We start from the raw sequence: 17166 nt of genomic DNA on the forward strand, positions 1-17166 counted from the left end.
CCGGCCTAGCGCGTCGAATAATAATTATAATCTTTCAGCAGCGTCTGCAGGAACTCCAGCGAATCCTGATCACTCGGAATATCCAGTTTCGTGCGGATGCGCTCGGCGATGCGGATCGAAAGGTCGTAGTCGCGGGTGCGGCTGACCGTATTGATGATCCCCTTGAGGGTATTGATGTCCTTGTCGCTGAGCTGCATGACCTTCGGATAACGGGGATGGTAGTCCTCTTCCAGCTTCCGTGAAGACGGTGTCCTCCGAGAGGTATGGCTTCGGGTGTCGATGAGGATGGTCCCGGCCACGAGGTCGCCGATCCGCTGGGAGTAGGGGGTCACGATGATGCAGATCAGCCCGGCGAAGATGAAGATGATCCACCACCAGGGGATGGCCTGGACGGAGATCGCGTAGATGATCCACGCGGAGGGAATGTCGATGGTCAGGAACAGCCAGCGGATCAGGTACTGGCTTACCGAGGGCTGGCCGCCGTCGGCGGCGATCACCTTCAGGCGCAGCAGCTCTTGCCGATGCTCTGTCCGTTGAGGAAGATCTCGCAAAGCAGGTGATAGAGAAAGGGGGCAGAAAGAACAGGGTGCGCAGCCATATTATGGAAAACCACCGCGCGCCGAAGGCCTTTTCCAGCAGCCATATGCCGATGAGGATATAGGCGGCGACGATAGCGTAGTCGATGAGGCGGGCGGCGACCCTCCGCATGAACGGTGCCACCTTGAAATCGATCTCGATATTAAAGCCGGTATCCAGTTTGACCTCGAGCATAAGGATCTTGGTGAATTATAATAATTCCATTTTAGTAACTATATTTAGAGGCTAATAGTATCCAGTGGTAAATATAAGTCTAAATTTTTCCTGTGAGAGAAGGCCTTTTTATTAAAAAATATTGATAAGTGGAAAGACTATCAATATGAGCCTACCAATAATCCTGATGAAATGGCCACCCAGTTTACCGAGCTGGTGAATGACCTCGGCTATTCCAAGACCTTTTATCCGCACAGCCGGGTCACCCAGTACCTTAACGGCCTTTCTTCCCGCATCTATCTGGGGATCTACCGAAATAAAAAAGAGGCCAGCTCGCGCATATTCCGTTTTTGGCGTACCGAACTGCCGCTCGTCATCCGCCGTCATCACCGCCAGTTGCTCTATTCCTTCCTTATCTTTACGCTGTTCGCCGTCATGGCCGCCTTTTCGGCAGCCCACGACGAAACGTTTGTGAGGGGCGTCCTCGGCGACCAGTACGTGGACATGACGGAAGACAATATCTCCCGCGGCGATCCTTTCGGCGTCTACAAAAGCGACAACCAGGCGAGCATGTTCACGGCCATCGCCGTCAACAATATCAAGGTGTCATTTACCGTTTTCGTCGCCGGGATCTTCGTGTCGCTCGGTACGATCTGGAACCTGTTCACCAACGGCGTCATGCTCGGGGCTTTTCAATATTATTTTTTCGCAAAGGGCCTTGGAATGAAGTCGGTGCTGGTCATCTGGATCCACGGCACGCTGGAGATCTCCTCGATCATCATGGCAGGAGCGGCCGGCCTCGCCCTGGGCAACAGCATCCTGTTTCCCCGTACGCACGGTCGGTTGTACTCCCTGAAAAAGGGCGGGAAGGACGGGGCAAAGATCATGATCGGCCTTGTACCTATTTTTATAACGGCCGCTTTCTTCGAGGGTTTTGTCACGCGCTATTCCGGAATGCCGGTATGGCTGAGCGTCTCCATCCTCGGCGCCTCCCTGTATTTCGTGATCTGGTATTTTGTCGTTTATCCTATCCGGCTGGAGAAAAAAATAAAAAACACTCCGGTACCCGAATCCTGAACCTCGTTCCCCAATGATCCTTTTAAAACATACGATCTTTCTTCGATATATTTTATCTCTGGTGCTGGCCCTTGCACTCTGTTCCGCGCGGGCTCAGAACGAGCCCAGGGTGGACACCACGGTGCTGGACTCAGTGATTAAAGAGAACGCATACGTGGATACCACCACTTATGTGACGGGCAGCGACACCAGCACTCCTGCCGGTAAAGAAGAAGGGGCTTCGGTACCCGAACGGTATGTCCTGCGGCAACTGCCGGACACCCTGGTCCGTCGCTGGAAGGACGACCCCGCCTATGCCTATGCCAATGACCCCGCCTATTGGAAGAAGGAAAAAGAAAAAACGCACGAGGCCGATCCACGCTTCCTTTTATGGCTGTTTCGGATCCTGAGCAGCCCGTACTTCTATTATACCCTGTATATACTGCTTGGCCTCCTTTTGCTATACATGATCATCCGGATCATGAACGACAATAATGTCCGGCTTTTCTATCGTTCGTCAAAGCTGGAAAAAGAAGGGCGAAGGACCGGACCGGCCCGACGACGACGCGGAAGAGGACCTGAACCAGCGGCTGAAAGAATGTTTGCTGGCCAGGGACTACCGGCAGGCTACCCGCTATCTCTACCTGATGAGTCTTTCGCTGCTGAACGAAAAGCAGCTGATCAAACAGCACGCCGATGCGACCAACCACGAATACGTTTCACAGCTGCAGGGCTCCGTCTGGGAAAGCCCCTTCCGTTATCTCACCGGCCTTTATGAAAAAGTATGGTACGGCGATTTTGCGCTGCAGGAATCGCAATTCACCCGGCTGCACCGCTATTTCGAGGACTTTTTTAAATCCGTCGCCGCATGAGAAGCCTCTACTTTTTAGGAAAGCTGGGTATTTTCCTGCTGCTGCTGTCCGGGACCTTCACGTCGTGCATCAGGGGCTCTAAAAAGCTGAACCGGAGGATCACTCTCTGGAGGAAGGACGATATACCTTACGGGACCAGGCTGGCCTATGAAGGACTGCCTCATCTCTTCCCCGACGTCGGGGTATCGGTGAATAAGAAATCTCCCGTAGACCTGGCGTCGAACAGCGGAACAAACAAGGCCTATATCATCCTCGTGGATCATCTCGACCCCCGGCCTTCGGAGGTCACCGCCCTGTTGAATTTCGTAGGGGAGGGCAACCATATCTTTATCTCCACGCACCATGTCGCGGATACCCTGCTGCACGCCCTGGGCCTGAAAGCATCCTGGGGTACTATGCAGGGGGCAGAGCCGGACAGCCTGCGCCTCAAACTGTACGATCCCGATACGGAGACCTTCCATCCCTTCTCCTATCCCGGCGACAGCTACGACAGCTGGTTCACGTCCCCTGGACACGCAGTATGCCACCGTGATGGGCAAGGACGGACGCGGCAGACCCGATTTCGTCAAGTTCACCTATAAAGGCGGCGGTTCCCTTTACCTGCAGCTCGCGCCCCTGGCCTTTTCCAATTTTTTCCTGCTGCACAAAGACAACCGGATCTATTACGAGAAGGCCATTTCCAACCTTCCGTCGAAGGCCAGCGAGGTACTATGGGATGATTATTACCGTTATAGCCATAACGAGGACTTTTCGGCATTTCAGTATATCCTGAGCAACAAGTCGCTGCGCTGGGCATTCTGGCTGACGCTGGTCCTGTTCGCCCTGATCTATCTTTTCGATTCCAAAAGAAGACAGCGGATGATCCCCCTGATCAGTCCCCTGCGGAATACTTCAGTGGATTTCGTCCGTACGATCGGCAGACTCTACTTCCAGCGAAGGGACAACCACAATCTGGCCATGAAGATGGTCGCCCACTTCCGAGGACCAGGTCCGTACCCGATATCATATGGCCTCCCCGACAATGGACGGAGAGTTCATCGACCGGCTCTCTTACCGCACCGGCTATCCGAAGGAGCAGCTGTCCCGCCTGGTAGGCTATATGCAGATGCTGCCCTCGAAGGCCTATGTCCCGGACGAAGAGCTATTGGAATTTCATCAGCAACTGGACGAATTTTATAAAACTGTATAAACAACATGGAAGAAAATTTATTCGAGCAAAGGACCGACCTTGGCGATCTGCAGGAGTCCGTCAATCAGCTGAAATCGGAGATCGGCAAGGTGATCGTCGGCCAGGAGAACATGATCGAGCTGCTGCTGGCCGGGATCCTGGCGGACGGCCATATTTTGATCGAGGGCGTCCCGGGCGTGGCCAAGACGCTCACGGCGAAGCTGCTCAGCAGGGCCATTTCCATCGGCTTTTCGCGGATCCAGTTCACCCCCGACCTGATGCCCAGCGACGTCATCGGTACTTCCGTGTTCAACCCGGGAGAAAGCAATTTCCAATTCAAGCCCGGGCCCATTTTTAGCAATATCGTCCTGATCGACGAGATCAACCGGGCTCCTGCGAAGACGCAGTCGGCGCTATTCGAGGTGATGGAAGAACGGCAGATCACGGTCGATGGCCAGACCTGGCATCTCCAGCCCCCTTCATGGTCGTCGCGACGCAGAACCCTATCGAACAGGAGGGCACCTACCACCTGCCCGAGGCACAGCTGGACCGCTTCCTGTTCAAGATCTCCGTTCACTATCCGACGGCGGAACAGGAGTTCCATATCGTATCCAACCACCACCAGATGAAGGGCCAGCAGCGGATCGAGATGGTTCAGCCCGTGCTTACGGCCGAACGCATCGAAGCGCTCCGCAACAAAGTACGCGCCCTGCACGTCGAGGGCAAGCTCATACAGTATATAACCGCGATCGTAGGGGCGACGCGCAACCACAAGTCCATCTACCTGGGCGCATCGCCCCGCGCTTCGATAGGCGTGCTCAACGGAAGCAAGGCGCTGGCGGCTATGCGGGGGCGTGATTTCGTAACGCCGGAAGACATCGTCTATGCGGCGCCCGCCGTGCTCCGCCACAGGATCGTGCTGACCCCCGAAAAGGAAATGGAAGGTGCGTCGGCCGACGAGGTCATCGCAGAGATCATAAAAGGAATAGAAGTGCCCAGATAACCCAACCAGAACCCCATACATGCTTAAACGGTTCTATAAATCCCTGTTCTTCTCCCGGCGTTTTTACTGGACGTTCGTGGGCATCATCTTTTTGTTCGTCTTTTCATTCGGCGTGCCCTTTCTTTTTACGATCGCCCAGCTCTTTTTACTGTTCCTGGCGCTGGTACTCATTCTGGACTATATCGTGCTATTTATGCGCAGGGAGCCCGTCGTTGTGAAGCGGAGGATGGCGGACCGGTTCAGCAACGGAGACCCCAATCCCGTGCATCTGTCGGTGACCAATCTGTATCCATTTCCCGTCTCTCTCCGGATCATCGACGAACTGCCCGAACAGCCGCAGCTGCGGGATTTCTCGCTGAAGGCCCAGCTAAAGGGCGGCGAACAGCGGGAGCTGGACTATACCCTCCAGCCAAAGGAGAGGGGAGAGTACGAATTTCACGACATCAACGTATTTATAAAGAGTCCCTTCAGGATGCTCATCCGCCGCAAGACGCTGCAAGAGAAGACGACCGTGCGGGTGCTGCCTTCCTTTCAGGCGCTTAGACAGTTCGAGCTGCTGGCCGGCGCGAGCAATGTGGCGGAAGCCGGGAACCAGCGGATGCGCAAACTGGGGCATAGTCTGGAATTCGAACAGATCAAGGAATACGTGATGGGGGACGATATCCGGAGCATCAACTGGAAGGCGACCGCACGAAAAGGCGGACAGCTGATGGTCAATAATTTTACGGATGAAAGAAGCCAGCAGATTTATTGTCTTGTGGACAAAGGCCGTGTCATGAAAATGCCCTTCGATGGCATGAGTCTGCTCGACTATGCTATCAATGCGACGCTGGTGCTTTCCCGCGTGGCGCTGATCCGGCAGGACAAGGCGGGTATCCTGACCTTTGCGGACCAGATCGGCACCTTTCTGCCGGCGGGCCGGAAGTCCATGCAGATGAGTCATATCCTGGAGATCCTTTACAACCAGCAGACTCGTTTTCAGGAGACCGACTACGAAAAGGTCTATGCGATGGTGAGGACCCGCATCACACAGCGCAGCCTGATCGTTCTTTTTACCAATTTCGAATCGCTGACGGGAATGCAGCGGCAGATGCCGTATATCCGGGCCATTGCCGGAGCCACCTGCTGCTGGTCGTTTTCTTCGAGAATACCGGGCTGGCCGAACTGCAGCAGAATCCGGCGGAGACCGTCGAAGGGGTCTATGAAAAGACCATCGCCGAAAAATTCGCCTACGAGAAAAGGGTGATCGTAAAGGAATTGAACCAGCACGGAATCCTGACCATCCTGACGGCCCCCGAACACCTCACCGTGGCGGCAGTGAACAAATATTTGGAAATAAAGGCACGCCTGGCGATTTAGAGCCGATAATACCCCTGTGGGCGATTGGGAGCTGGGAAAACCCCGGTTGGCAATCCAGGGCAATTGCCTCATCTTTGCGGCGATGAAAGGAAAAGCCGAAAATGTTAGCGGTGAGTCCGCGCCGAATATCTTTGAGCAGGGACGGGTATTGCTGATCGACAAGCCCCTCGACTGGACCTCTTTCGACGTCGTTCGCAAACTGAGGCGGCAGGTCCGCACCAAAAAGGTCGGTCACGCGGGCACGCTGGATCCCCTGGCCACCGGGCTGCTCATCCTCTGCACGGGGAAATTTACCAAAAGGATCAACGAATACATGGCGCAGGAAAAGGAGTACACGGGCACGATCACCCTCGGCGCTCTGACGCCCACCTACGACCTGGAGAGCGAACCCGAACAGCAGAAAGACTATGGTTTCGTAACGCCGCAGCTGGTAGCGGATACCATCGCAGCGTCCTTTACGGGTGCGATCCTGCAGAGGCCGCCGATACATTCCGCGATAAAGGTGGACGGCAAGCGGGTGTATGAACTGGCCCGCAAGGGTAAGGAAGTGAAGCTGGAGCCGCGGCCCGTCACAATTAAAGTATTTGAAATTACGTCCTTTCAACTGCCCGTCCTAGGCTTCCGGGTCGTCTGTACAACGGGGACCTATATACGAAGCCTGGCCAACGACCTCGGCGCTGCCTTGGGGTGTAACGGCTATCTCAGCGGTCTCCGGCGGACGCGTATCGGGGAGTTCAGTGTGGAGGATGCGATGGATATCCAAAGGGCTGAGGAATGGATCCAGGCGCAGCTGGATGGGCCGAAGGCTGGGCAGGCAGACGGGGCCCAGGGGCCCAGCCGGAAGGTCAGAACGGATAACCGATGCCCAGCTGGAACTGTCCTTTGAACAGCTTCATATCCTTGAACCATTTTTCGCTATAGTGAATGTTCTGCGGGTCTTTCACCTTGTAGGCCCAGTCGAGGCGGATGAGGAACAGGTCGAAGTCTACGCGCAGTCCCGTGCCCGCGTCGACGGCGATCTCCTTGTAGAAGCGGTTCAGCTGAAAATCGCTGCCCTGCTGCTCGGGGGATTTGTCGATGGGGTAGCGGTCCCAGATGTTACCGGCGTCGACATAGAGGGCGCTGAGGAACTTGACTCCGAAGATCGTGCCCAGCGGGAATCGGTATTCGATATTCCCTTCCAGCTGTACATCGCCAAAACGGTCGAGCTGCCCCTTGTTGGCCGTATCATAGAATTTTGCCGATCCCAGACCGAGCTGCCGGATCTGCCAGCCCCGCATACTGTTGGGGCCGCCGGCGAAGAAGGCCTTATAGAAGGGTAGGGTCTCCTCCCAGCCGCTGCCTTCTCTTCCATAGGCGATACCCGCCCCCGCATAAGCATGCATCGCCAGCTGCGTTCGACGGAAGTCGATATGGTGCCGGTAGTCGACCTCGCCCTTGACAAAGCGCCAGAGGTCGCCCTCGTCGAGCTGCCGGATGAGCCCGAACAGCGCCCCGCTGGACTCTCCGCTCAGCGTAAGATAGTTGGTCCTGTTCTCGTGCTTTTTTACCGATTTATAAACGTACTGCGTGCTCAGCACCAGTCCGCTGCGGAAGGCGAGGTTCAGCGAGGGTATCTCGTTGAGGAAGCGCTGGAAGCTGTCGGTCTTGATCAGCTTCGTATACTCCAGGTTCAGCAGTTTTAACAGATGGGATCTGTTCTTATTGGTCCATTCCCATCCGAATGAGGCATTGAAGGACCGAACGGTAAAGAACTCCCGTCTGTCGATATACGAAGCATTGAGGTTGATGACCGAGCGCAGGCTGTCGCGCACCCTCCTGAACCAGCCGGTCAGCGGGGCCACGTCGGGCAGCAGACGGGGAAAGGAGACGGTATGCGAGATGCTGGCCTGTGTTGTCTGGATAAAATTGGACCCCAGCTCGATACCACCGCGGAGATTGGTAGAGGTCAGGACGGACTGCCGGAAGGTGTTGCGGTTGCGCAGGCCCAGATTGACGTTCATACCGAACAGGTTGGTTGCCGTCACAATGTCATTCGTATTGCGGCTGGCTTCCAGGTCGGCGGAAAGAGACTGCTTCTTGTTCGGATATAGTTTCAGCGTGACGTCCAGTACGGAGTCCGAACTGTCGGACGGGATAAAGTTGAGGTTGGCCTGCTGCCAGGCGCCCATGAGGTTGAACCGGGCGATCGTGCGGGCCTCGTTGTCCACCTTGTAGACGCCGGCCCGGCCGGAGTCGGATATTGTTGGGGAAGATAGAAGGCTTGAACTTATCCGTCCTCGAGATCAGGGTGAAGCCTTTTGCGGTAGTCGTATCGATGGTGCTGACCGTAACCGTATCCTCGGCAAGGATCGGAAGGTCGGGATAAACGGTCACTCTTCCGATAGTATACTGGGTCAGGTGTGCCGAATCGCGGACGGGGCGTTGCTGGACGACGACGTTGACGGTGGGGTGCTCTCTTTCTTCTTCAGTTCTTCGAGCAGGGCTGCCTGCTGGAAGGGGTCGAGGTTGGGGTCGATGAGGGCAGCCACCACGGTATCTTTCACGATCAGCAGGTCGTCTTTGGAGAAATTGTAGTAGCCATTGTTCCGGAACAGTGTGACCAGCCTGTCGAGCTCAGAGGAGAGCGTCTGTTTTGAGTAGGGCTGCCCCTTTTTCAGCAGCGACTGGTGAAGGCTTTGGATGGCCAGGGCCTGAAGGGGAGGGCTGGACAGACTGTAGCCGATGGAATCCAGTATTACCTGCTTGCCCGGATAGACGGTAAAGTCTACCGTCACCCGCCGTTGGATGGTGGATTCGTTGCGGAAGAGGTGGCGGATATGAAAATGGTGGACGCGTACCGTGTCGCGCCGGAAAGTATCTTTTAAGACGGGGTTATAATAGCCGGAAGCGTTGAGCAGAGCGACCATGAAACCGACCGAACGGCGGACGTTGGCCGTGTCGAATACCGGCGGATACATTACGGTATTGAAGATGCCAAGGATGGAGCGTACCTGCACCCGCAGGCTGTCCGTCCAGCTGGTTGGAAAGCCGGGCGGAGAGGTCCAGTTTCTCCCCCTTGCGGATATTCCCCTCGACCTTGATGTTGGTAGCATAGACAAAGGGCTGTGTCTGCGAGGTCTTCGCGGTGGAACAGGAAAACAGCAGCACAGTGACGGCTGATAGTAGGAATGCGAGTTTGAAAAAAGATACTGTAAATTGCCGGGGCAATGGTAACAAAATCACAGGTCAAATATATTCAAAGTTTAGGCCATAAAAAATTTCGGGATGAGGAGGGGGTATTTGTGGCGGAAGGCCCGAAGATAGTAGGCGAGCTGCTGCGGGCCCCGCAACCTGCGGCTGCGGCAGCTGTATGCGCTCAAAGACTGGGATCCGGGTGGCGAATTTCGTTTGGCACAGCCATCCGTAGACGAGGTCAGCGAATCCGAGCTGGGAAGGATTTCGGGGCTGTCCACGCCCAATCAGGTGGTGGCCGTTTTGAAAAGCCGTCTTTTCCGGGGCCTGACTGGACTTCCGGTCTCCACCTCGTGCTGGACGGCATCCAGGACCCGGGTAATCTGGGCACCATCGTTCGTATTGCAGACTGGTTCGGCGTCCGGCAGGTGCTGGCCAGTCCCGACAGCGCGGACGTATTCAATCCCAAGGCCATCCAGTCTACCATGGGGAGCATCGGTCGGGTACAGGTGGTGTATGCCGACCCGGAGGTTTATCTGGAGAACCACCCCGGTCTGCCGTTGTATGCGGCAGTGCTGGAAGGGAAGCCGATCGCTGAAGTTGGACGGGTCGCGAACGGCGCACTGATCATCGGGAACGAATCGAAGGGGATCCGGCCGGGGGTCATGCGGCTGGCGAGTCATCTGATAACGATCCCGAGAGTGGGGCACGCCGAATCGCTGAACGCGGCCGTGGCGACGGGTATCATACTTTCCCATATCGCGGGTTGACCGGCCTATTTGAACTGGATCGCTCTTACCGGCTGTACCCGGCGGACGACGATGGTCGGGATCATCAGCACAAGGAAGCAGATGACGAAGGTTCCGATATTGACCACGGCAAAATGCCACCACTCGAATTTGACTACGGCCTTTGAGATAAAATAGGCCTCCTCTCTGAGGCGGATAAAGCCATAGCGGTTCTGTAGCCAGCCCACGAGCACGGCGATGATATTCCCCAGCGCCAGTCCGACCAGGGTAATAAAGGAGCCCTGATAGAGGAAGAGTTTCTGGATCGGAAATATCGCGGCTACCCAGGGCCTTTAGGACGCCGATCATATGGGTGCGTTCCAGCACGAGGATGACCAGGCAGGTGATCAGGTTCAGCGTAGCCACGACGATCATGATGATCAGTACCAGGACGATGGTGTTGTCCTGCAGGTCCAGCCACTGAAAAATATTGGGATAGGTTTCTTCTGTGGTACGGCTTCCCCAGGTGGGGGAGGCGGGCGAAGATGAGGCTGTCGATAAGGGAGGCTTTTCTGTAGTCGGAGGTAAATAGCTCGTAGCCGCCGATCTCGTTGGCCTCCCAGCCGCTGAGGCGCTGGATCAGCCGTAGGTCCCCGATGGCGATCAGCCTGTCGTAGTCCTCGATGCCGGTCTTGAAGATCCCCGATACGGTGACAGGCCGCACGCGGGGCGCTCCCGGGTTTGTATAAAATATACGAGTACCTTGTCGCCGGTTTTCAGCTTCAGCTCGTTGGCGGTATACGCGGACAGGGCGATCTCGCTGCTATAGCCGCTGTCGGGAAAATTTGGCCAGCGGCCATTTTTGAGGAAGTCCCGCAGGTTGCCGAAGTCGTAGTCGTTCTCCACGCCTTTTAGCAGGATATATTCGATGCCTTCCTTTCCGCGGACGATGGCGTTCTTTGTCGCATATGCCTGGACCGTACTCACGCCGTCCATGTGACGGAGCATGCGAAGAATGCTATCGTTCTTTTCGATGGGCTGTTCTTCTGTCAGCGGGCCGCTGGCGGGGGAAAGCGCTGTACCCGGATATCTCCCCAGAGGTTGAAGACCTTGCCGCCGACGGCCTTCTGGAATCCGTTGGTAAAGGCCAGGGTCACGAGCATCGCCGCGACACTGATGACCGTTGCCGCTATCGCGAGCCGGATGATGAATCGGGAGAAGGACCGTTGGTGGTTGAAGGCTATGCGTCGGGCGATAAAAGCGGCTACGTTCATTCTTTAATGTCTATGGACTGGAACTTCGTCGAAACTGCTTCGTCACGTTTCTCCCCGTTCGTTCGCTTCGCTGCACTCGCGAATGTCCAGTTATGCCCAAAAATAGCTAATATTGAGATTACTAATTCATTTCCCATGAATCGAATCCTTTTCGGGGCATTGTTGCTGATGGCGATGAGCGTGCGTGGCCAGCAACCCGATTTTACGTATTCCCCGTGATCCGTACCCCACAGTTGTTCACGGCCGGCAACCAGCTGGGCTATCCCGTACTCCGGCTGGGCACCAGCGACCAGCTGGAGCTGCATTTCGACGATATCGACGGCAACGTAAAAAGCTACTATTATACCATCGTTCTTTGCAACGAAGACTGGACCCCGGCGCCGGTGAGCGATTTCGATTTCATCAAAGGCTTTAACTCGATAAGGATCGACAACTACCAGCTGTCCTCCGTGGCCCTGACGAGGTACACCCACTATCAGGCGCTGCTGCCTGACCGCAACTGCATACCGATACATTCCGGCAACTATCTGCTGAAGGTCTATCTGGATGCGGATACCAGCAAGCTGGCCTTTACCCGCCGCTTCCTGGTCACGGACGCAAAGGCTACGATCCAGGCACAGGTGCTGGCGCCTATCGACTATCGAGCTGGCGCGTACGCACCAGCGCCTGGTCTTCCGGGTGAATACAAACGCGATCAATCCGAGCAATCCGCTGGACCAGATAAAGGTGGTCGTTCTTCAGAACAATCGCTGGGACAACCCTCTCCGGGGCTGAAGCCGACTTTTTATGCGGGCAATAACCTCGAGTATAACAATGACAATGACCTCGTCTTCGAGGGAGGGATGGAATGGCGCTGGCTGGACCTGCAGAGTTTCCGGTATCAGAGCGACCGCATCCAGAGCGTTAACTACAGCAAGACGTCTACCGATGTGACCGCACGGCCCGATGGAGAGCGCTCGCGTCTGGACTATTATTTATACAAGGACCTCAACGGCTATTTTATCATCCAGACCACGGAAAGCATCAATCCGCTGTGGCAGACCGACTATGCCAGCGTGCTGTTCAGTTATGTTCCGCCGGGCAACAGTCCCTATCCCAATAAAGACGTTTATGTGCTGGGGAAATTCAACGGCGGGTTGCTCAACGACAGCAGCCTGATGACCTTTGTTCCCGAGAGGGGCAGGTACGAACGCCGGTTCTTTATGAAGCAGGGCTATTACAGCTATTGCTACGCGACGGTCGGCAAGGGAGACCCGGACATGCGTCCTTCATTCGCGCTTACAGAAGGCAATCACGTGGAGACGGAGAATGACTATACTATTTTAGTGTACTATAGGGCTTTGGGCGCGCGGGCTGACGAACTGGTCGGCATCTCTCGTTTCAATTCATTGAACAGTAGATAATACAAGAGAAAAATAAAATTAGTTGATCGTTTTTTCAGTCAGAGACCCTATCTTTGTGCCGGCAAAGTCTTATACGACCAGCTCCCGCTGAACCCCGCCAGGGCCGGAAGGCAGCAACGGTAGGTGGTCGTAGCGGTGCGATATAAGTAACTTTGCCATTTTTTATTTCCCTCCAATATAACATTTTATGAAATTCTTCATTGACACCGCCGACCTGGCGCAAATTAAAGAAGCAAATGATCTGGGTATTTTAGATGGTGTGACGACCAATCCCTCACTGATGGCAAAAGTCGGTATTTCGGGAGAAGCAGCGGTCATCAACCACTACAAGACGATCGCAGAACTGGTAGACGGAGACGTGAGCGCAGAAGCTGGTATCTACGACATTCAACGAGATCGTCGAAGAAGGAAAGAAGCTGCACGCCATCCACCCCAATATCGTGGTGAAAGTGCCGATGATCAAGGACGGCATCAAAGCGCTGAAATGGTTTTCGGACAACGGCATCAAGACCAACTGTACGCTGGTATTCTCTGCCGGTCAGGCCATCCTCGCGGCAAAAGCAGGCGCCAACTACGTATCGCCTTTTATCGGCCGTATCGACGACAGCAACTGGGACGGTGTCGAGCTGATCGCGCAGATCGCCGAGATCTATAATATTCAGGGATATGAGACGGAGATCCTCGCGGCCTCCATCCGCAGCCCGTTGCATATCGTTAAATGTGCGGAAGCCGGCGCCAACGTGGTGACTTCTCCGCTGGAACCCATCCTCGGCCTGCTGAAGCATCCCCTGACCGATATCGGTCTGGCGAAGTTCCTCGAGGACGCCAAGAAATTCAAATAACTTTCCGGGGGTCAGATAGCTTTCTGAGTTATCAGATTGCTTGACGACTTGGAATAACGAGGGTTACAGGCGGCTGCTGGTATTGGCAGTCTGATCTGTAACCTTCTTTTTGCCGGGGTGGCTGCGCTCAGTCCCACCAGCTTCTCCGATGATGATAAGGGCAGGGTGTGAGAGTCCCTGTTCTTCCGCCATCTCCTGCAGTTCTTCCGCCGTGCCGACGGCGATCTTTTCGTAGGGCTGCGACGCGTGCTGGATGATGGCCGCGGGCATATGGCCAAAACCCTCCGACCGGTACAGCCCGGCGATCTCCGCCAGCTTTTTCATACCCATGTATATTACTACCGTGGCCTTGCTTTTCAGCGCGAGCCGCAGGTCTTCCGACAGGGTGCCGTCCCTTTTAGTACCGGTGACGACCCAGATACTTTCGCTGACCGCACGGTGTGTCAGGGGATGTCCGACAACCCCGTAGCCTGCATACTGCTGATGCCCGGGATATAGGAAACGGCCAGCCCCAGCTGGCGTGCAAACAGCGCCTCCTCGAAGCCGCGTCCAAATATATAGGGGTCGCCTCCTTTCAGCCGGACAATGATCTTTCCTTTCACCGCCTTTTCGCGGATCAGTTCGTGGATCCGGTCCTGGGGAGTCGTCGGGCCATAGGGCTCTTTTCCAACATATATCTTCTCACAGCCCTGCGGCGCCGGGTCCAGAAGGGCAGGGTTGGCGAGGTTGTCATACAGAATAACGTCCGCCCGCTGCAGGGCCTTCCAGGCCTTGACCGTGATCAGATCAGGGTCGCCCGGTCCCGCACCTACCAGTATCAATTCGCCAACAATCTTCATATATAATCTATTTAAATTCGAATATTACACACAAGTTAAGTGAAAAAACTGGCTCTTTTGAAATTTTATATTACATGAATAATAATTCGAAGACAAATTTTTAGTATACTTGTAAAATAATATTACATAGTAATATTTTTAATACGTCTACGATTGCCTGCCTTTACCATTAACTTTTAAATTGAACGCAGATGAGTTATACTGCCAAACCCATAGTTGTGGTGGTGGGCAATGGAATGGTCGGACACCGGTTTTGCGCCCGGCTCAAGGCTACCGGCACGTACCGGATCGTCCTTTTCGGCGAGGAGCCCCGTCCCGCCTATGACCGGGTTCACCTTAGCGAATATTTTAGCGGGAAGACGGCAGCCGACCTCAGCCTTCCGATGACAGGTTGGTTCGAGGACGAAGAGATCGTCCTCCATCTTGGCGACCCCATCCGCGAGATCGACCGGGAGCACCAGATCGTCCATTCCCTGAAGGGGCTGACCCAGGCTTATGATTATCTGGTGCTGGCCACCGGGTCTTCTCCCTTTGTTCCGGACATTCCCGGCGTCGAAAAAGAAGGCGTGTTTGTATACCGGACCATCGACGATCTGGAAAAGATAAAGGCGTACGCTCCGCGCGCTACCAACGGCGCGGTCATGGGAGGCGGGCTATTGGGCCTGGAAGCCGCCAAGGCGCTGCTCGATCTGGGCATCCCCAGACCCATGTCATCGAATTCGCCACCCGTCTCATGCCTCGCCAGATAGACAGCGCCGGCAGCCATACACTGGAGTCGAGTCTGAGACGACTGGGTCTGCAGCTGCACCTCAACAAGTCGACGCTGGCCATCGAGGGCAAAAATCATATCGAAAGCCTGCAATTCGCCGACGACACGCGCCTCGCGGTAGACATGCTGGTTATATCCGCAGGTATCCGTCCGCGTGATGAACTCGCCCGACTGGCCGGACTTCGGGTAGGCACCCGGGGTGGGATCATCGTGAACGAGAAACTGCAGACCAGCGACAAAAGGATCTACGCCATCGGCGAATGCGCCCTGATCAGCGGGATGGTCTATGGTCTCGTCGCACCCGGCTACGATATGGCGGACGCGGTAGTGACCAACCTGACCGGCGGGAACAAGAGCTTTACCGGATTCGACATGAGTACTAAGCTGAAGCTGATCGGTCAGGACGTCGCCAGCTTTGGCGATCCCTTCGCCAGCGAGCCGGACTGCAGAAGCATCGTTTTTGAAGACCGTCATAAAGGAGTATACAAACGGATCAATGTCAGCGCCGACGGAAAATACCTGCTGGGCGGCGTCCTCGTCGGGGACGCGTCCGCATATAATATTCTGCTGCAGACGGTGAACAACCGTCTCGTTCTGCCGCCCGACCCCGAGGACCTGATCCTCGGCAGCCGTGGTGGCGCGGGAGAGTCAGCAGGGGTGACCAGCCTGCCCGACGAGGCGCTGATCTGCAGCTGCGAGTCCGTTACCAAGGCCGCTATCTGTACCGCCGTTACCGAACAGGACGCGACGACCATCGACGCGATGAAGAAATGTACAAAGGCCGGCACCGGCTGCGGCGGCTGCGTTCCGCTGGTGAAAGACCTGATCACGGCCACGATGAAGGCCAATGGTCAGTATGTCCGCAACACCGTCTGCGAGCATTTCGACCACTCGCGTCAGGAGCTGTTCGATCTGGTCAGACTGCACAGCGTCCGTACGTATGGCGAGGCGCTGAGCAAATGGGGCAAGGGCGATGGATGTGAAGTTTGTAAACCCGTCCTCGCCTCCATCTTTGCCAGCCTCTGGAATGAGACGATCGTCAAACAGGCGACAATCCAGGATAGCAATGACCGCTACACTGGCCAATATACAGAAGGGAGGGAGTTACTCTGTAGTTCCCCGCATCCCGGGCGGAGAGATCACGCCGGAAAAGCTGATCGTCCTTGGAAGGGTCGCGAAGAAATATAATCTCTACACCAAGATAACAGGCGGTCAGCGCATCGACCTGTTCGGAGCCCATGTCGGCGACCTGCCCGATATCTGGGAAGAACTGATCGCCGCCGGATTCGAGAGCGGACACGCCTACGGAAAGGCCCTGCGTACGGTCAAAAGCTGCGTCGGCAGTACATGGTGCCGTTTTGGTCTCCACGACAGCGTATCCTTTGCCATCGAGATTGAAGAGCGCTACCGGGGTATCCGGGCGCCGCACAAGCTGAAGGGCGGCGTCAGCGGCTGTATCCGCGAGTGCGCCGAGGCCCAGGGGAAAGACTTCGGCATCATCGCCACCGAGAAAGGGTGGAACCTGTATGTATGCGGCAACGGCGGCTCAAAGCCGCAGCACGCCCAGCTGCTCGCGACCGATATCGACAAGGAGACCTGTATAAAATACCTCGACCGATTCCTTATGTTCTATATACGCACCGCGGATCCGCTGACGAGAACTGCCACCTGGCTGAATAAAATGGAAGGGGGATGAGCTATCTGAAGAACGTGGTGGTCAATGACAGCCTCGGGATGGGAGAGACCTGGGAAGCGGAAATGCAGGGGCTGGTCGACAGCTATTCCTGCGAGTGGAAGGACGTGGTGGAAAATCCGGAGCTCCGCAAGCGTTTCGTTCATTTTGTCAATGCCCCCCGCAAGAAAGATCCCGAACTGCAATTTGACCCGCTCCGCAGCCAGATAAAGGCGCAGGAATGGCAAAAATAAAAC

Annotated in this window: 24 protein-coding genes, 1 other RNA gene and 2 pseudogenes; 17 read left to right on the plus strand and 10 right to left on the minus strand. The window is 55.5% G+C overall.

The genetic code is table 11. The features are described 5' to 3' along the window. Positions 1-5: 5 nt before the first annotated feature. A complete protein-coding gene (locus ACQ86N_RS13450) occupies positions 6-551 on the minus strand; it encodes an RDD family protein (protein ID WP_431215593.1) in 546 nt (181 codons plus the stop codon). A gap of 391 nt (positions 552-942) precedes the next feature. On the opposite strand from ACQ86N_RS13450, the gene ACQ86N_RS13455 reads away from it, so the two are divergent. From ACQ86N_RS13455 to truB, 8 genes and pseudogenes are all read left to right on the plus strand, one after another. Then, the gene (locus ACQ86N_RS13455; protein ID WP_431215594.1) at positions 943-1827 is read left to right on the plus strand and encodes a stage II sporulation protein M; all 885 of its coding nucleotides are present in this window, start codon (positions 943-945) and stop codon (positions 1825-1827) included. Positions 1828-2300: 473 nt separating this feature from the next. Further along, entirely contained in the window at positions 2301-2678 is a 378-nt protein-coding gene (locus tag ACQ86N_RS13460) for a DUF4129 domain-containing protein (RefSeq protein WP_431215595.1), read from the plus strand. Beyond that, positions 2675-3259 (plus strand): hypothetical protein, encoded by a 585-nt coding sequence (locus tag ACQ86N_RS13465; protein ID WP_431215596.1) that lies wholly within the window; start codon positions 2675-2677, stop codon positions 3257-3259. Before ACQ86N_RS13460 ends, ACQ86N_RS13465 begins: the two co-directional genes overlap by 4 nt. Then, complete coding sequence (locus tag ACQ86N_RS13470) at positions 3207-3857, plus strand: hypothetical protein (protein ID WP_431215597.1); 651 nt, start codon at positions 3207-3209, stop codon at positions 3855-3857. The genes ACQ86N_RS13465 and ACQ86N_RS13470 overlap by 53 nt, the downstream gene beginning before the upstream one ends. Positions 3858-3977: 120 nt before the next feature. Then, positions 3978-4348, plus strand: a pseudogene (locus tag ACQ86N_RS13475) (AAA family ATPase); the annotation flags it as partial. Between the two features lie 123 nt (positions 4349-4471). Next, positions 4472-4849 (plus strand): AAA family ATPase, encoded by a 378-nt coding sequence (locus ACQ86N_RS13480; protein WP_431217396.1) that lies wholly within the window; start codon positions 4472-4474, stop codon positions 4847-4849. 19 nt (positions 4850-4868) lie between these two features. Next, on the plus strand, positions 4869-6095 hold the full coding sequence (locus tag ACQ86N_RS13485) for a DUF58 domain-containing protein (protein WP_431215598.1): 1227 nt from the start codon (positions 4869-4871) through the stop codon (positions 6093-6095). 159 nt (positions 6096-6254) lie between these two features. Further along, on the plus strand, positions 6255-7094 hold the full coding sequence (truB, locus tag ACQ86N_RS13490) for a tRNA pseudouridine(55) synthase TruB (protein ID WP_431215599.1): 840 nt from the start codon (positions 6255-6257) through the stop codon (positions 7092-7094). Here the strand turns inward: truB and ACQ86N_RS13495 are convergent. Continuing rightward, positions 7054-8418 carry a BamA/TamA family outer membrane protein gene (locus tag ACQ86N_RS13495; RefSeq protein WP_431215600.1) on the minus strand — a complete coding sequence of 455 codons (1365 nt, stop codon included), beginning with the start codon at positions 8416-8418 and terminating at the stop codon, positions 7054-7056. The genes truB and ACQ86N_RS13495 overlap by 41 nt on opposite strands. Before the next feature lie 186 nt (positions 8419-8604). Next, positions 8605-9303 carry a hypothetical protein gene (locus tag ACQ86N_RS13500; RefSeq protein ID WP_431215601.1) on the minus strand — a complete coding sequence of 233 codons (699 nt, stop codon included), beginning with the start codon at positions 9301-9303 and terminating at the stop codon, positions 8605-8607. Between the two features lie 114 nt (positions 9304-9417). On the opposite strand from ACQ86N_RS13500, the gene ACQ86N_RS13505 reads away from it, so the two are divergent. After that, positions 9418-10152: an RNA methyltransferase gene (locus ACQ86N_RS13505; RefSeq protein WP_431215602.1), complete on the plus strand. Its 735-nt coding sequence runs from the start codon at positions 9418-9420 to the stop codon at positions 10150-10152. Positions 10153-10157: 5 nt separating this feature from the next. On the opposite strand, the gene ACQ86N_RS13510 is transcribed toward ACQ86N_RS13505, so the two are convergent. The 4 genes from ACQ86N_RS13510 to ACQ86N_RS13525 are packed head-to-tail and all read right to left on the minus strand — an operon-like array spanning position 10158 to position 11384. Then, positions 10158-10445 (minus strand): FtsX-like permease family protein, encoded by a 288-nt coding sequence (locus tag ACQ86N_RS13510; RefSeq protein WP_431217397.1) that lies wholly within the window; start codon positions 10443-10445, stop codon positions 10158-10160. A gap of 5 nt (positions 10446-10450) precedes the next feature. Further along, entirely contained in the window at positions 10451-10834 is a 384-nt protein-coding gene (locus ACQ86N_RS13515; protein WP_431215603.1) for a hypothetical protein, read from the minus strand. Continuing rightward, a complete protein-coding gene (locus ACQ86N_RS13520) occupies positions 10774-11118 on the minus strand; it encodes a hypothetical protein (RefSeq protein WP_431215604.1) in 345 nt (114 codons plus the stop codon). Before ACQ86N_RS13520 ends, ACQ86N_RS13515 begins: the two co-directional genes overlap by 61 nt. 41 nt (positions 11119-11159) lie before the next feature. Further along, complete coding sequence (locus tag ACQ86N_RS13525) at positions 11160-11384, minus strand: hypothetical protein (protein ID WP_431215605.1); 225 nt, start codon at positions 11382-11384, stop codon at positions 11160-11162. Between the two features lie 215 nt (positions 11385-11599). Here ACQ86N_RS13525 and ACQ86N_RS13530 point away from each other — a divergent pair, with 215 nt between their 5' ends. The 3 genes and pseudogenes from ACQ86N_RS13530 to ACQ86N_RS13540 all read left to right on the plus strand — a co-directional run. Beyond that, the gene (locus tag ACQ86N_RS13530; RefSeq protein ID WP_431215606.1) at positions 11600-12787 is read left to right on the plus strand and encodes a type IX secretion system plug protein domain-containing protein; all 1188 of its coding nucleotides are present in this window, start codon (positions 11600-11602) and stop codon (positions 12785-12787) included. Positions 12788-12847: 60 nt separating this feature from the next. Beyond that, an RNA gene (gene ffs / locus ACQ86N_RS13535) (signal recognition particle sRNA small type) lies at positions 12848-12946 on the plus strand. 28 nt (positions 12947-12974) lie between these two features. Further along, positions 12975-13073: pseudogene (locus ACQ86N_RS13540) on the plus strand (transaldolase family protein); the annotation flags it as partial. Here the strand turns inward: ACQ86N_RS13540 and ACQ86N_RS13545 are convergent. Further along, positions 13062-13259, minus strand: a complete 198-nt coding sequence (locus ACQ86N_RS13545; protein ID WP_431218073.1) for a hypothetical protein — start codon at positions 13257-13259, stop codon at positions 13062-13064. The pseudogene ACQ86N_RS13540 and the gene ACQ86N_RS13545 overlap by 12 nt on opposite strands. Here ACQ86N_RS13545 and ACQ86N_RS13550 point away from each other — a divergent pair. Further along, positions 13213-13629 carry a transaldolase family protein gene (locus ACQ86N_RS13550; RefSeq protein ID WP_431217398.1) on the plus strand — a complete coding sequence of 139 codons (417 nt, stop codon included), beginning with the start codon at positions 13213-13215 and terminating at the stop codon, positions 13627-13629. The two genes, ACQ86N_RS13545 and ACQ86N_RS13550, sit on opposite strands and share 47 nt — an antisense overlap. Positions 13630-13692: 63 nt before the next feature. On the opposite strand, the gene ACQ86N_RS13555 is transcribed toward ACQ86N_RS13550, so the two are convergent. After that, positions 13693-14184: a uroporphyrinogen-III C-methyltransferase gene (locus ACQ86N_RS13555; RefSeq protein WP_431217399.1), complete on the minus strand. Its 492-nt coding sequence runs from the start codon at positions 14182-14184 to the stop codon at positions 13693-13695. Next, a complete protein-coding gene (locus tag ACQ86N_RS13560) occupies positions 14073-14468 on the minus strand; it encodes a uroporphyrinogen-III C-methyltransferase (protein ID WP_431215607.1) in 396 nt (131 codons plus the stop codon). The genes ACQ86N_RS13555 and ACQ86N_RS13560 overlap by 112 nt, the downstream gene beginning before the upstream one ends. Before the next feature lie 191 nt (positions 14469-14659). Here ACQ86N_RS13560 and ACQ86N_RS13565 point away from each other — a divergent pair, with 191 nt between their 5' ends. The 4 genes from ACQ86N_RS13565 to ACQ86N_RS13580 are packed head-to-tail and all read left to right on the plus strand — an operon-like array spanning position 14660 to position 17163. Next, positions 14660-15217, plus strand: a complete 558-nt coding sequence (locus ACQ86N_RS13565) for an NAD(P)/FAD-dependent oxidoreductase (protein WP_431215608.1) — start codon at positions 14660-14662, stop codon at positions 15215-15217. Then, complete coding sequence (locus ACQ86N_RS13570) at positions 15202-16425, plus strand: FAD-dependent oxidoreductase (RefSeq protein ID WP_431215609.1); 1224 nt, start codon at positions 15202-15204, stop codon at positions 16423-16425. The genes ACQ86N_RS13565 and ACQ86N_RS13570 overlap by 16 nt, the downstream gene beginning before the upstream one ends. After that, positions 16376-16933: a hypothetical protein gene (locus ACQ86N_RS13575; protein ID WP_431217400.1), complete on the plus strand. Its 558-nt coding sequence runs from the start codon at positions 16376-16378 to the stop codon at positions 16931-16933. The genes ACQ86N_RS13570 and ACQ86N_RS13575 overlap by 50 nt, the downstream gene beginning before the upstream one ends. Continuing rightward, positions 16930-17163 (plus strand): hypothetical protein, encoded by a 234-nt coding sequence (locus tag ACQ86N_RS13580; RefSeq protein WP_431215610.1) that lies wholly within the window; start codon positions 16930-16932, stop codon positions 17161-17163. The genes ACQ86N_RS13575 and ACQ86N_RS13580 overlap by 4 nt, the downstream gene beginning before the upstream one ends. The last annotated feature ends 3 nt before the right edge of the window (positions 17164-17166 follow it).

Source organism: Puia sp. P3 (assembly GCF_050632245.1).
GTDB lineage: Bacteria > Bacteroidota > Bacteroidia > Chitinophagales > Chitinophagaceae > Puia.

Coding starts and splice junctions, on each gene's coding strand:
- ACQ86N_RS13525 (WP_431215605.1), bottom strand. CDS start 11,384: ATGAACGTAGCCGCTTTTATCGCCCGACGCATAGCCTTCAACCACCAA.
- ACQ86N_RS13480 (WP_431217396.1), top strand. CDS start 4,472: ATGAAGGGCCAGCAGCGGATCGAGATGGTTCAGCCCGTGCTTACGGCC.
- ACQ86N_RS13520 (WP_431215604.1), bottom strand. CDS start 11,118: ATGCTCCGTCACATGGACGGCGTGAGTACGGTCCAGGCATATGCGACA.
- ACQ86N_RS13570 (WP_431215609.1), top strand. CDS start 15,202: ATGCCTCGCCAGATAGACAGCGCCGGCAGCCATACACTGGAGTCGAGT.
- ACQ86N_RS13460 (WP_431215595.1), top strand. CDS start 2,301: ATGTCCGGCTTTTCTATCGTTCGTCAAAGCTGGAAAAAGAAGGGCGAA.
- ACQ86N_RS13500 (WP_431215601.1), bottom strand. CDS start 9,303: ATGCTACCAACATCAAGGTCGAGGGGAATATCCGCAAGGGGGAGAAAC.
- ACQ86N_RS13465 (WP_431215596.1), top strand. CDS start 2,675: ATGAGAAGCCTCTACTTTTTAGGAAAGCTGGGTATTTTCCTGCTGCTG.
- ACQ86N_RS13545 (WP_431218073.1), bottom strand. CDS start 13,259: ATGCCGTCCTTGATCATCGGCACTTTCACCACGATATTGGGGTGGATG.
- ACQ86N_RS13580 (WP_431215610.1), top strand. CDS start 16,930: ATGAGCTATCTGAAGAACGTGGTGGTCAATGACAGCCTCGGGATGGGA.
- ACQ86N_RS13565 (WP_431215608.1), top strand. CDS start 14,660: ATGAGTTATACTGCCAAACCCATAGTTGTGGTGGTGGGCAATGGAATG.
- ACQ86N_RS13455 (WP_431215594.1), top strand. CDS start 943: ATGGCCACCCAGTTTACCGAGCTGGTGAATGACCTCGGCTATTCCAAG.
- ACQ86N_RS13560 (WP_431215607.1), bottom strand. CDS start 14,468: ATGAAGATTGTTGGCGAATTGATACTGGTAGGTGCGGGACCGGGCGAC.
- ACQ86N_RS13485 (WP_431215598.1), top strand. CDS start 4,869: ATGCTTAAACGGTTCTATAAATCCCTGTTCTTCTCCCGGCGTTTTTAC.
- ACQ86N_RS13505 (WP_431215602.1), top strand. CDS start 9,418: ATGGTAACAAAATCACAGGTCAAATATATTCAAAGTTTAGGCCATAAA.